At 37.9% G+C, this 12,979-nt stretch carries 10 protein-coding genes, 1 rRNA gene, 5 pseudogenes and 2 other annotated features; of the genes and pseudogenes, 9 read left to right on the forward strand and 7 right to left on the reverse strand.

Annotated elements, in window-relative coordinates; genetic code table 11:
- Positions 1–3: 3 nt before the first annotated feature.
- Genes AYJ55_RS35100 through aroE form a run of 5 tightly spaced genes read left to right on the forward strand, consistent with a single transcriptional unit; the run spans position 4 to position 2,392 of the window.
- Positions 4–177, forward strand: a complete 174-nt coding sequence (locus tag AYJ55_RS35100) for a DNA-processing protein DprA (RefSeq protein WP_342668142.1) — start codon at positions 4–6, stop codon at positions 175–177.
- Positions 178–235: 58 nt separating this feature from the next.
- Positions 236–412 (forward strand): DprA-like winged helix domain-containing protein, encoded by a 177-nt coding sequence (locus tag AYJ55_RS35105; RefSeq protein ID WP_342668143.1) that lies wholly within the window; start codon positions 236–238, stop codon positions 410–412.
- A gap of 16 nt (positions 413–428) precedes the next feature.
- Entirely contained in the window at positions 429–971 is a 543-nt protein-coding gene (locus AYJ55_RS05730) for a DNA topoisomerase family protein (RefSeq protein ID WP_063654820.1), read from the forward strand.
- A gap of 24 nt (positions 972–995) precedes the next feature.
- Positions 996–1,565, forward strand: coding sequence for an L-threonylcarbamoyladenylate synthase type 1 TsaC (gene tsaC, locus AYJ55_RS05735; protein WP_063654821.1), 570 nt, complete (start codon positions 996–998; stop codon positions 1,563–1,565).
- 5 nt (positions 1,566–1,570) lie between these two features.
- Entirely contained in the window at positions 1,571–2,392 is an 822-nt protein-coding gene (aroE, locus tag AYJ55_RS05740) for a shikimate dehydrogenase (protein ID WP_063655136.1), read from the forward strand.
- A 72-nt stretch (positions 2,393–2,464) separates the two neighbouring features.
- On the opposite strand, the gene AYJ55_RS05745 is transcribed toward aroE, so the two are convergent.
- The 3 genes and pseudogenes from AYJ55_RS05745 to AYJ55_RS05760 all read right to left on the reverse strand — a co-directional run.
- Positions 2,465–2,995: a gamma carbonic anhydrase family protein gene (locus tag AYJ55_RS05745; RefSeq protein WP_063654822.1), complete on the reverse strand. Its 531-nt coding sequence runs from the start codon at positions 2,993–2,995 to the stop codon at positions 2,465–2,467.
- Between the two features lie 859 nt (positions 2,996–3,854).
- Positions 3,855–4,485, forward strand: a sequence feature (16S ribosomal RNA rRNA prediction is too short).
- Positions 4,473–5,602: pseudogene (locus tag AYJ55_RS05750) on the reverse strand (IS3 family transposase); the annotation flags it as partial. (Overlaps the previous feature by 13 nt.)
- Positions 5,603–5,676: 74 nt before the next feature.
- Positions 5,677–5,862, reverse strand: a pseudogene (locus tag AYJ55_RS05760) (helix-turn-helix domain-containing protein); the annotation flags it as partial.
- Positions 5,863–5,986: 124 nt separating this feature from the next.
- Positions 5,987–6,071 (forward strand) — a sequence feature (23S ribosomal RNA rRNA prediction is too short).
- Between the two features lie 181 nt (positions 6,072–6,252).
- On the opposite strand from AYJ55_RS05760, the gene rrf reads away from it, so the two are divergent.
- Positions 6,253–6,368, forward strand: a 5S ribosomal RNA gene (gene rrf / locus AYJ55_RS05765).
- A 120-nt stretch (positions 6,369–6,488) separates the two neighbouring features.
- On the opposite strand, the gene pssA is transcribed toward rrf, so the two are convergent.
- Together pssA and AYJ55_RS05775 are read right to left on the reverse strand one after the other, a co-directional pair.
- On the reverse strand, positions 6,489–7,844 hold the full coding sequence (pssA, locus tag AYJ55_RS05770; RefSeq protein ID WP_063654823.1) for a CDP-diacylglycerol--serine O-phosphatidyltransferase: 1,356 nt from the start codon (positions 7,842–7,844) through the stop codon (positions 6,489–6,491).
- A 193-nt stretch (positions 7,845–8,037) separates the two neighbouring features.
- Positions 8,038–8,406 (reverse strand): annotated as a pseudogene (locus AYJ55_RS05775) (GNAT family N-acetyltransferase); the annotation flags it as partial.
- A gap of 199 nt (positions 8,407–8,605) precedes the next feature.
- Between AYJ55_RS05775 and AYJ55_RS05780 the strand changes: the two are divergent.
- From AYJ55_RS05780 to AYJ55_RS32705, 3 genes and pseudogenes are all read left to right on the forward strand, one after another.
- A pseudogene (locus AYJ55_RS05780) lies at positions 8,606–8,929 on the forward strand (transposase); the annotation flags it as partial.
- A 170-nt stretch (positions 8,930–9,099) separates the two neighbouring features.
- A complete protein-coding gene (locus AYJ55_RS05785) occupies positions 9,100–9,999 on the forward strand; it encodes a transposase family protein (RefSeq protein ID WP_063654827.1) in 900 nt (299 codons plus the stop codon).
- 55 nt (positions 10,000–10,054) lie between these two features.
- Positions 10,055–10,156: pseudogene (locus AYJ55_RS32705) on the forward strand (tRNA/rRNA methyltransferase); the annotation flags it as partial.
- A gap of 85 nt (positions 10,157–10,241) precedes the next feature.
- On the opposite strand, the gene emrB reads toward AYJ55_RS32705, so the two are convergent.
- Together emrB and emrA are read right to left on the reverse strand one after the other, a co-directional pair.
- On the reverse strand, positions 10,242–11,783 hold the full coding sequence (gene emrB / locus AYJ55_RS05790) for a multidrug efflux MFS transporter permease subunit EmrB (protein ID WP_063654830.1): 1,542 nt from the start codon (positions 11,781–11,783) through the stop codon (positions 10,242–10,244).
- Positions 11,784–11,795: 12 nt separating this feature from the next.
- Positions 11,796–12,962, reverse strand: coding sequence for a multidrug efflux MFS transporter periplasmic adaptor subunit EmrA (gene emrA / locus AYJ55_RS05795; protein WP_063654832.1), 1,167 nt, complete (start codon positions 12,960–12,962; stop codon positions 11,796–11,798).
- Between the last annotated feature and the right edge of the window lie 17 nt (positions 12,963–12,979).

The raw sequence follows: 12,979 nt of genomic DNA on the forward strand, positions 1-12,979 counted from the left end.
ATTGTGATTGAGGCTGGATTAAAAAGTGGTTCATTAATTACAGCTAAATGTGCATTGGAGCAAGGTAAAGATATTTTTGCTTTACCAGGTGCGTTAGGAAATACCTTATATGAAGGTAATCACTGGTTAATTCAACAAGGGGGCTTATTTAGCCTCTTCGCCCCAATATGTTATTGAATATTTAAACAGTGGACGACAATGGTTACCAGAAAATAAAATCCTATCTGATAATCTATTGATCGATAATTCTATGAATAATATATTGCGTTATATTAATTATGAACCAACGCCTATAGATTTAATTGCTGAAAGAAGTGGCTTATCAATTACTGAGGTATCTGCTCAATTATTGGAATTTGAATTGATGAGTAAAATTATCTTTGTGTCTGGTGGATATATTAGAGTTGAGTAATTAAAGTGAGATGAGAATGCAAAAGCCAACCCTTTTTAGAAAAATGGCAGGTGAAGATAAGGAGCATTGCCCTAAATGTCAAGGTGAACTTATTATTCGAAATGGGGGATATGGGTCTTTTGTTGCTTGCTCTAATTATCCTAAATGTGATTATGTTCGGTCATTAAAACAAGCAGCAGACAGCCAAATAATTAAAGAATTACCAGATTATTTTTGTCCCAAATGTGGGCATAATTTGGTGTTGAAGCGAGGACGTTTTGGTATGTTTATTGGTTGCAGTTATTATCCTCAATGTGAACATACAGAGTTAATTGATAAACCCGATGAAACGTTAGTTGGATGTCCACAGTGTCAAGGTGGTGAATTACTGCAAAGAATATCACGTTTTGGCAAAGTATTTTATGGTTGTAATTGTTATCCTAAGTGTCAATTTGTGGTGAATGCTAAACCAATTTCTGGTAAATGTTCTTTCTGTCAGTATCCATTATTAATAGAAAAAAAGGTTTTACAAGATATGGAAATATTTTGTGCAAATAAATTATGTAATAAACAGCAGTAATAAAAATATATGGAATAAATTGGTATGGTTGATGAAATATCCCCTTCATTTCGGAATATTATTTTAGCGCTAAATGAAGGCAAAATTATAGCCTATCCGACAGAAGCTGTTTTTGGCCTTGGATGTGATCCTGATAACGATAAAGCAGTCCGTAAGTTATTATTATTAAAACAGCGTTCATGGAAAAAAGGACTAATTTTAATAGCTGGAGACTATAAACAATTAACACCTTATATTGATAATAATAAATTAACTAATTTACAAAAAGAAATGATGCTTTCAATAGGGTCTGAAGCTATAACTTGGGTAGTGCCCGCTGGAAAAGACATACCAAAATGGTTAACAGGAAAATTTGATTCACTTGCAGTTCGTATTACAAATTTTGAATTAATTAAAAAGCTTTGTTTTTTATATGGCAAACCATTGATTTCTACTAGTGCTAATTTAAATGGATTATCACCATGCAGAACAAAAGAAGAAGTTATTGCCCAGTTTAATGGCCAAGTATCCGTTTTAGAGGGTTTTGTTGGAGGACATAAGAATCCATCTGAAATTCGAGATATAATGACAGGTCACTTGTATCGAAAAGGTTAATGCAAATGGAAGAATTTACGGTATTTGGAAATCCAGTAGTACATAGTAAATCACCACTTATTCATAAATTATTTGCTGAGCAAACTGGTATTAAATATAAATATGGAAAAGTGCTAGTTCCTTTAAATAAATTTGAAGAAAAATTGGATGATTTTTTTTGCCGAGGAGGAAAGGGAGCAAATATTACTTTACCCTTCAAGGAATTAGCCTACCATAAAGTTCATGAATTAACTGAACAAGCTCAAATATGTGGTTCAATTAATACTATCAAGAGGTTAGATGATCATAGATTACTTGGTGATAATACCGATGGAATAGGTTTGGTTTTAGATCTTGAGCGTTTGCGCTTTATTGAAAAGGGAATGCATATATTAGTAATTGGTGCTGGTGGTGCAGCACGTGGTGTTATAGCTCCTATTTTAAATTATGGCTGTCGAATAACGATTACGAATCGAACATTTAGCAAAGCAGATAAACTAGCAAAACAATTTTCTGCTATAGGACATATTAATTCATTGATGTTGGAGTCTATTCATTCCGCTGAGTATGATTTAGTGATCAATGCGACATCTTCTGGTGTTGCAGGGGAAGTTCCTGCTATTTCATCCAATATATTTAAGCAAAATGTTTTTTGTTATGACATGTTCTATCGATTAAATGAAACACCATTTTTAACATTAGCGAAAACCCACGGAGTATTAAAATATGCTGATGGTATTGGTACGTTAGTCGGTCAGGCGGCTTTTGCTTTTAAACTATGGCACGGTAAATTACCTGATATTTCATCTGTATTACAGCGATTAAAAGAAAATGCTAACATAAATTAGTTGGTATATTTATACGGAAAAAATGATAACGATATCAGGTAACAATTGAGGATAGCATTTTTAATAATGCACTTATAAGTAATTATTTTTCCAATTGTCATAATTAGTTGCGGACTGAACTAAGCCTTCTAACTCTTCTGACGATAATCTTCTAATCTGTTTTACAGGACTGCCAATATATAAATAACCACTTTCTAATTTTTTGCCTTGAGTGACTAAACTATCTGCACCGATAACGACATCAGCTTCAATCTTTGCGCCATCTAAAATAATTGAACCCATTCCAACTAAAGTTTGGTTACCAATAGTACATCCATGCAACATAACTTTATGTCCAATGGTAACCTCTTCGCCAATAATGAGAGGATATCCTTGAGGATTAAGTTTATTTTTATGAGTAACATGAAGTACTGAACCATCTTGAATATTAGTTCTTGCTCCAATAGATATATAATTAACATCATCGCGTATGACAGTTAGTGGCCAAATACTTACATTGTCAGAGATACGTACATCGCCAATTATCACTGCAGTTGGATCGATAAACACACTATTTCCAATAACAGGTTTTGAATGCAAGTAAGGTCTTATATTAGAAGTCATTACTATTTTATCCTAAGTAAACTATTTGAATTAGTTAACAAACAGTGAATAGATAAATTTGTATTTTATATTATTAAATATTTTTTAATCAAATGAAGTGAATTTAGATTTAATAAAATACCATATAGTCTTATCTTTGAACTTTTTTAAATCATAAAGTTGAATGGATACTATAAGATAGAGCTAATTTCGTAGAATTTTACACGAGTTTCGCACCAATAAAAAAACGCTCTATTTTTAAGTTTAATTCAGCATAATATATAAATAGACAAAATCTTATGAATTAAAAGTAACTTATTGTAATTTAAACAAATTTATACGTTTTAGTAACTTGCAAATTAACCATAGCTTTTAAGCCATTTCTGGAATTTTATATGCCTGTGCGAAACTCGTGTTTTAATTCATTATGGCGAAAACATATAAAACATATTTATATAAATAAAAAACGCAAAAAATAGTTGAGTAAATTTTTAGGCGCTCTATAATGCGCGCTCCCACTGAGTCAGTATAGAACGAATCGATTGAATTGAATTTTCTTGACGCAGGGTAAAGAAGGTGAAGAAAAGTAGAAATAACTGCTTGACTTTACAGGTGAAAAGCGTAATACATGCCACCTTGCGGCCCAGGTCGCACGCTCTTTAACAATTAATCAGACAATCTGTGTGGGCACTCGCAAGACATCATCAAAAAATATTTGATTTTAAAGTCTTGAAGAGTGACAAAACAGTTAATTCATATATGAACTAATATGCAGTAACATTATTTTGGTAGGCAGCGGCGAAGGTGGTAAAACACCGGCAAAGCGAGTTGAACAAAAGCGCGTTACGGTCAGTAAAACATTCTTTGAGCATCAAGTTTTTAATTGAAGAGTTTGATCATGGCTCAGATTGAACGCTGGCGGCAGGCCTAACACATGCAAGTCGAGCGGCAGCGGAAGGAAGCTTACTTCCTTGCCGGCGAGTGGCGGACGGGTGAGTAAGGTATGGGGATCTGGCCGAAGGCGGGGGATAACCACTGGAAACGGTGGCTAATACCGCATAATCTCTAAGGAGCAAAGTAGGGGACCATTATGGCCTCACACCTTCGGATGAACCCATATGAGATTAGCTAGTAGGTGGGGTAAAGGCTCACCTAGGCGACGATCTCTAGCTGGTCTGAGAGGATGATCAGCCACACTGGGACTGAGACACGGCTCAGACTCCTACGGGAGGCAGCAGTGGGGAATATTGCACAATGGGCGCAAGCCTGATGCAGCCATGCTGCGTGTATGAAGAAGGCCTTCGGGTTGTAAAGTACTTTCAGTCGTGAGGAAGGTGTTAAGGTTAATAGCCTTAGCAATTGACGTTAGCGACAGAAGAAGCACCGGCTAACTCCGTGCCAGCAGCCGCGGTAATACGGAGGGTGCGAGCGTTAATCGAAATTACTGGGCGTTGTGTAGTGGTCAACTAAAATTGGCCACCCTACCTGACTGTTCACGGAACAGTCGCTCTGATTCGTTTGGCGTTAATCCACCGTTATACCAGTGAGGTCTTATATCGCTATAGTAGTGGGTTATGTAGCGAATAATGGCTGACTGAGCAGTACTAAAGCTTTGGTAGCCAGTCGTTGGCACCCATTCGGTCTTCAGACTACGGAAGAATCGTTCCATCGGACTATTATCCCAACAATTCCCTCTGCGACTGATACTTTGGGTCATCTGATAACGCCACAATGCCTGCCTATACTGACGACTGGTATAATGACTTCCCTGATCACTATGGAACATCACCTGTTTGGGATGCCCACGTAGTTCCCAAGCCATTTGTAGTGCTTTGGCGGTTAATTCTGAGTCTGGTGCAAATGACATTGCCCAGCCCACCGGTTTTCGGGCAAACAAATCCAATACCACAGCCAGATAGGCCCATCGTGAGCCTGTCCAAATATAGGTTACATCGCCGCACCAAACCTGGTCAGGCTTTGTAACAGCGAACTGCCTATTGAGCAGATTTGGAATATCAATACGTTCATTTCCACCGCGGTTGTATTTATGTTTTCGCTCTTGGCAACTGACGATGATTAATTCTTTCATCAACTTACCCGCTAACCACCGCCCAAGTTTCACGTTGTGTGTATTGGTAACCATCGTGGCGATAGTCCTTGCGCCAGCAGAGCCGCCACTAACGTTCCACGCTTCGCTGACTAGGCTACGTTTTATCGTCCGCTCAATATCTGGCTCCTTAGGCCGACACCAATAGCGATAACTGCTTCGGTGAACATTAAAAATACGACACAAAGTTTTCACCGGATAAAGCACTCTTAGCTTTTCAACTACCGAAAATTTTTCAGTGAGTCGGACATTAAGAGCGCAGTAGCCTTTTTTAAGATGTCATTCTCCATTTCCAGCCGGTGGATTTTTTTCTTCATTTCTCTGAACTCAATTTGTTCAGGTGTTAATGGCAGACCAGGCGATGTTTTCCCTTGACGTTCTAAACGAAGGGCTCTTACCCACCGGCTAATCGCTGAAAGACTGACGTTCATGCCTTTCGCGGCTTCCTGGTAGGTGTAATTTTGGTCAAGGACTAATTTGGCGGTTTCACATTTAAATTCAGCAGTAATTATTTTACTCATTTCGGCACCTATAAAAATTATGAGGTAAGCATATCACCTCAACTTAGGTGGCCAAATTTAGTATGCCACTACATAGGCACCCGTCGATTTTGATTAATTAAAGCGTCTATCCCACCATCGTTAACAAGTTCCTGGTAGCGATAAAACGTATCTCGGGATACCCCCATAATCTTACAGGCTTTTGAGACGTTATTAAGCTCTTCAGCGAGGTTAAGTAACCCGACTTTATGTTTGATGATAGGATTATTTGTTTGATACATAGAATTACCTTTTATTTAATTATCTAATGATGTTAATTAAAACCGGTAACGCTCTTTTTTAAATCAGAATTGTCAGATTAAGTTAAGACTAATATAGATGAATCTTCCCTGACAGTAATGTCCTATAAGGGGTGTTCGAGACGAGGACGTAGATAGGCTGGGTGTGTAAGCGTAGCGATACGTTGAGCTAACCAGTACTAATGACCCGAGAGGCTTAACCTAACAACACCGAAGGTGTTTTTGAGAGAGAGAATTTTAGCTTGTTCAGAGATTGAATCTGGTCGAATTTTGCTGATGGCAGAGACTTGGTCGCGTACTGAGGTAGGTGAGCAGGGTGAAAGCGAAGCCAGAAGGCAGCGAAATAAGACGGGATAAATAAAAAAGAATTTGTCTGGCAGCAATAGCGCGGTGGTCCCACTTGACCCCATGCCGAACTCATAAGTGAAATGCCGTAGCGCCGATGGTAGTGTGGGGTCTCCCCATGTGAGAGTAGGGAGCTGCCAGACCTTACATTGTGTTAAGAAAGCCACCATGGGTGGCTTTTTGACGTTTTAATTATTGATAACACATTGATTTTTAAAACAAAAAAAGCTCATTATTTTGTGGTCGGAAATTGAGTTAACCTATTAAAGAATGCGGCGTATTAGCCTATCAACGCGGATCCTGCGTAAACGGCGAATAAGTTTTTTAATTTTTACTGGATAGCGCTGGATATTTTCAAGCTCTTGATAGTGACTCACAATATGAGTATTAGTTGTTATACATTTTAATTCTTTGTTTTTTTGCTGCAACAGAACTTTTTGGGGATCGTGAATTAATATTGCATTCTCCAAATCCAGTCCCCATGCACGAGGATTGAGATTATTACCGGTTATTAATTGCCAGTTATTATCTATCCAAATTCCTTTTAAATGATAGCTATTTTCTCCGTCTTTCCATAATCTAATAGTTAATTGCTGGTTATCTACAAAGCGTTGTAACCGACAGATAAAACGGCGTAGGTTAATTTCATATAAATAAGGTAATGCACTGATAATTTTAAAAGGTTCTTCTGGTGGAATATAAAAGTCATTAGCCGTTTTATCGCCAATGATAATTTCAATTTGTTTGCCGTCACGCAATAATTTACTAATTATACGCGTTAAAATAGTGGGTAAATTAAAATAGGGTGTACAGATAGTCATTTTCTTTTCTGTACTGTTCATTAAATGCGTAATAGTTTTATTTAATTCGTTTTTTTTGCCTAAACCGATTAATGGAGTTACTGCTAACTCTTCATTTGTGGCATTATTTTGCAATTGATAGTGACAACTTTTTAAGCTATGGCGAAATTGTTTAATTAAACTTTTAATTTGAGTATTGCGGGGGCGATGTGCTTGATCTAGACGCTGGATGGCGGGTGAAGATAGCAAGCTTTGGTCGATAAAGCTTTTCATAGTCGCAGCTAATTGGGCATTATCTAATATATGATAACGATCGTAACGATAACGTTGGTGTTGCTGGAGATAGACATCATTAATGCTGGCGCCGCTATAAATAACCGTATCATCGAAGATAAAACCTTTTAGATGTAAAACACCTAATGCCTCACGTGTATTGACGGGGATACCAAAAATAGCGATACCTGATCCTGGGTGTGCCATTGCCATTTGATAATACCAATCGGCATTAGTTGCGCTGGCATCTGCACCAATGCGACCACGTTGAGCACGATGCCAGTCAACCATTATTTTGATATCTAATTCTGGTCGTGCCATTTTTGCTTGATAAAGCGCATTTAGTATGTCTCGTCCTGCATCATCATGTTCGAAGTAAAGTGCAGTAATATAAATATACCGTTGAGCGTTGGCAATTTTGTCCAACAGAGCTTTTCGAAAACTTTCTGTTTGGTATAGGGTGACAACTCCAGCAGCAGATTGAGGTAATTTTGCTAATTGCTCAAGATATTGTTGATGCTTTGCTTTTTTTAATTTGGACAACATCACAGTGTAAATTTTCTCTTTTTTATTAAAGGAGTAGATTACATATTCTGGTTTAGGTTTATTGAAAATTGGTGATTTATGATACCATTAGTTTGATTTTTTGTATCTATTAATCCTAGCTATGTTGACCGATTGTTCAGCCACTATTTATTGCATTATTTGTTCTATTTATTTGGTTACAAGATTATTTTCTTCATAGTGCTAGATCAAGATTGACAATACTATTTTCAAATTGAATATCGAGACTAAAACCTAATTTTTGTGCTAGCTGTAGCATTTTTTTATTTTCAGGCATTGTGATTGCAGTAAGTCGTCGAGTGCCTCGACTACGGCTATATCTAATAATTTTGTCCACTAACTGATATCCAAGTGTATTACCTTTCATATCAGAACGTACTAAAACAGCAAATTCTGCTTGCTGATTGTCAGGATCTTCTACCACACGAACCACTCCAATAATCTCGGAATTTTTTTTAATAGCGATAAAGGCCATTTCTCGGTCATAATCGATTTGTGTCATATTCGCTAAGTCATCATGGGTAAATTCGCTAATTTCACTAAAGCACGAGTTTCGCACAGGCATATAAAATTCCAGAAATGGCTTAAAAGCAATGGTTAATTTGCAAGTTACTAAAACGTATAAATTTGTTTAAATTACAATAAGTTGCTTTTAATTTATAAGATTTTGTCTATTTATATATTATGCTGAATTAAACTTAAAAATAGAGCGTTTTTTATTGGTGCGAAACTCGTGAAAAGATCTTTCTGGTTGTTTGTATGCGGATAAAGGGTATTTATCGGCTTCACTGAAACAGCAACTGAAAACAATGGGAATTAACCTTATAACGAATATCAAGAAGAAAATGAAGCCTGTTGAACAGACTTGTTTCGACAAAGCCATCTTGCGTCATCGTTCTGTCATTGAAACGGTATTTGATGAGTTAAAAAATCTTTGTCAGATAGCGCATACGCGGCACCGCTCTCCTGCTAACTTTGTAGTGGATTTATTAGCAGGGCTGGTTGCATATTGTTTAATTCCATCTAAACCAAAGATACCGGTGGCAGGAACATATCTTCAAGCATAATTGATAATGCTTATCCCGAACTCAGGTTACACTATTGGGGCAGGAAAGTAATGGGTTAACTGAAAATGCTTGGCAGGAAGACAGTAAAATAGTTGCTGAATAGAGACTTGCATTTTTTGTCACGCTATAGACAATAAAAAGAGGTTTAACTTAGAAAATAACGGTTTGAAATGATCAACAAAGAGCGGTTGTTACGAGATAATCGTTTATGTAAAGCAATCATTGGATTATCAGTCGAAGAATTGAAAAATTTAGCCGCTGAATTTTCAGCTTGTTATTTGATTTATCGGAAAAAGAATCGAAAAGATCACGAGCGGCAGATGGGTGCAGGGCAGAAAGGATTTATCCCAACCCCATTAGATAAACTGCTTTTTATTTTATTGTATTTAAAATGTTATCCGACCTATGATTTGCAAGGACTTCTTTTTGGTTTAGATAGAACACGGGTATGTCGCTGGGTAAAAATATTATTGCCGGTTTTAGAGATGACCTTGGGGCGAGAATGTGTTTTGCCCGCTCGTCAAATTCGCTCTGCTGAGGAATTTTTTCGCGCCTTTCCTGGAGTTAAAGACGTCTTTATTGATGGGACAGAGCGACCTGTCCAAAAGCCTAAGAATCTGCGTCGGCGAAAAAAAATGTATTCGGGAAAGAAAAAACAGACCACTCGAAAAGGGCTTATTATGACTGACGAAACGAGGAAAATTGGATTTATCCCCATGATCAAAAATGGGCGCCGTCACGATAAACGCTTACTCGATAAAGTCGATATAATTCGCCATATTCCCCCTGAGGTAACCATCTGGGCCGATACCGGTTTTCAAGGTATAGATAAACAGCATCCTAATACACAAATCCCAAAAAAAGGAACTCGAAAAAGACCTTTATCGCCTGAACAAAAACAAGAAAATAAAATAATCTCGGGCATCCGTATTACGGTTGAACACGCCATCGCGGGTATCAAGCACCTCGGTTGTATGACCCAAATTTTACGGAATCGTAGACCCTTTATTGATGATACCTTTTTACTCCTTAGTGCCGGTCTTTGGAATTTCCATCTCAGAACAGCCTAAAATTTACTTCAATCACCGAAATACCCTTATTTCACTATTAAGCAACACGCTTAGTATAAACCTCTGTATTGGTGGCACAGGTCAGGTGGAAAGTTTAAACGTTTCGGTCGCTGCAGGTATTATATTGGCTAAACGGTGGCAAAAAAATAAAATTTAGTCATATTTATTGAGATAGTTAGTATAAAACTATCTCAATAACTATCATTTCTGTTATCTAGCCTATTTTTTATCAGTCTCCGCTATTAATGTGCGCCGCCACTGCTTTGGCTCTCGCCGGCAGTGAAAGGGGGTTTTGCCAACCAAAGTAAAACTAAAAGAGCAATAAAAACGCCCGCTGATAACCAAAAAATTTCATTGGCTGAGATAATTAATCCTTGATCAGTAATCATTTTTGCTAGATAAGCGGATGACTGTTGCTCATTTAATCCTAATGCGGACAATTTTGCATAGAATTGTTGCGACTCTGGATTATAGGGGGTAATAATTTCAGTAAAGTGGGCATGATGCATAGCTTCCCTTTGTGTCCATAAAGTGGTTGTCACAGACGTTCCTATCGCTCCGGCAAGTGTCCGGGCAAAATTTGATAGACTGGATGCTGAGGCGAGCTTTTCAGCTGGCAAACCAGATAAAGTAATGGTGGTAAGTGGCATGAAAAAGCAAGCAATAGCTAATCCTTGCACGAATTGTGGCCATGCTGCAGCGGCAAAATCCATCGCTGGCTCAAATGTCCATGCTCGCCAATAATAGCAGATGGCGTAAACAATAAAGCTGAAAGTAACGATAATACGCATATCAATTTTATGGCTAAATCGCCCGATCAATGGCGTTATTAATAGTGGTAAAATCCCGACTGGTGCGGAGGCTAAACCCGCCCATGTTGCTGTATAACCAAACACTTCCTGTAATAACTGCGGTAGTAATACAATAGTACCAAAGTAGAGCATATAAGCCAGACTTAGTGACAAACAGCCAATAGTAAAATTACGCTCTTTGAACAAGGAAAGATCAATAACAGGGTTATTATCTGTCAGTTCCCAAATAATAAGGAAGCTCAATGCAATTACTGCGGTTATTGCCAGCACAACAATTTCTGTTGAATTAAACCAATCTAGCTCTTTACCTCGATCAAGCATAATTTGTAATGCACCGATACCAACGATCAGTAATGTTAATCCAATGGTATCAATTGGCTTTATCTCCGTTGCGGTTTCACGATCAGCGAGTGTTTGCATAATAATGAAAATAATAGCAATACCAAATGGGACATTAATAAAAAAAATCCATCCCCAGTGATAATTATCACTAATATAGCCACCTAAGATCGGCCCACAAATGGGGGCAATAACAATTGTTATTGACCAAAGTGCAAGCGCCATATTACGTTTAAGAGGAGGGTAGTTATTAAGCAGCAGGCTTTGTGACAAAGGAATAAGGGGACCTGCCACCATTCCTTGTAAGATGCGAAAGAAAATCAATGTTTCCAAACTGCCGGCAATGCCACATAGCCATGAGGTTAGGGTGAATAGCGCGGTTGACCAAAGAAAAAGTTTAACTTCTCCAATGCGTTTGGCCAGCCAACCTGTGATGGGGATCGAAATTGCATTAGCTACGCCAAAGGAGGTGATCACCCAGGTACCTTGTGAATTAGAAGCACCTAAATTACCAGCGATAGTTGGGATTGCAACATTAGCAATGGTTGAATCCAAAACCTGCATAAAGGTAGCTAGTGATAGCGCAAATGTCATCCATGCCAGTTTTGTACCTTGTAATGGCTCTTTAGCCACGATTAGCTCCTTTTATTTTGTTCCTGAATTATTATTAATAATATCGGCAACTAGTTGATCGACAGGAGCCATATTAATTTTAAACGCATTAGTATGATAAGCTGGGTTATTGCGAGTTTTTCGTGAAAGTATTGGGCCATTTTTGTCACTTGTATCGACGGTAACTTCACTGGAAAGTCCGATCCGCAAAGGGTATTTTTTTAATTGTTCTGTATCAATGGTTATACGAACAGGTAAGCGTTGCACAATTTTGATCCAGTTACCACTTGCATTTTGGGCAGGTAATAGTGAAAACGCGCTACCTGTTCCCATATCTAAGCCTTCAACACGTCCTTGATAAACAATGTTTTTACCATAAAAATCGGTAGTGATTTTTGCTGGTTGACCGATACGAATATCGGCAAGTTGAGTTTCTTTAAAATTTGTGTCAATCCACATATTGTCAGTTGGTACTACCGCCATAAGCGGTGTTGCCGGGGTGATACGAGCGCCGACTTGAACACTACGACGTGAAACATACCCATCAACAGGGGTAACAATTTGCGTCCGTTCTAATGTTAGCCAAGCGTTACGAAGTTCAGTGGCGGCTTGTAAAACTGTAGGTTGTTTATCTAGTGGAGTATCTAACACGATAGCTTGGTTAGCATTAAATTGCTCAACAGCCACATCGAGGGCAGCTTTAGCACTGGTCACCGCCTCACGAGCATGTTGTAATTCTTCTTTACCAATAACTTTTGATTGGCCAAGTATTTCGCGACGTTGAAGATCTTGTTGTAATTTATTCAGTTCAGAACGACGAAAAGAGATATTAGCTTGATACTGTCGGCTATTAATCATATGTTGATGGGTTTGCCTGACGCTGTTAGCTAAGTTAGTTTTTGCTTTTTCCAATTCTAAAATAGCATCTCTGGGATCAAGTTTAACCAGCACTGTGCCACTTTTTACAAAATCAGTATTTTCAACATTAACGGTAATAACGCTGCCAGGTACTTGAGACATTATCTGAATTTGATTGCCTGCAATGTAGGCATTATCAGTACTTTGATGGTATCGGAGCACTAAAAACCAATAAATTCCACATATTAGTGCAGTAATGATAAAAAAAATGCTAACTAGTACAATTATAGTTCGGCGTTTTTGGGTTTTAGTCGCTGTTAATTGTTGTTCATTAACGCCCATGTTGTATTAAACTCCAT

This window comes from Candidatus Arsenophonus triatominarum, assembly GCF_001640365.1.
Classification (GTDB): Bacteria; Pseudomonadota; Gammaproteobacteria; order Enterobacterales; family Enterobacteriaceae; genus Arsenophonus; species Arsenophonus triatominarum.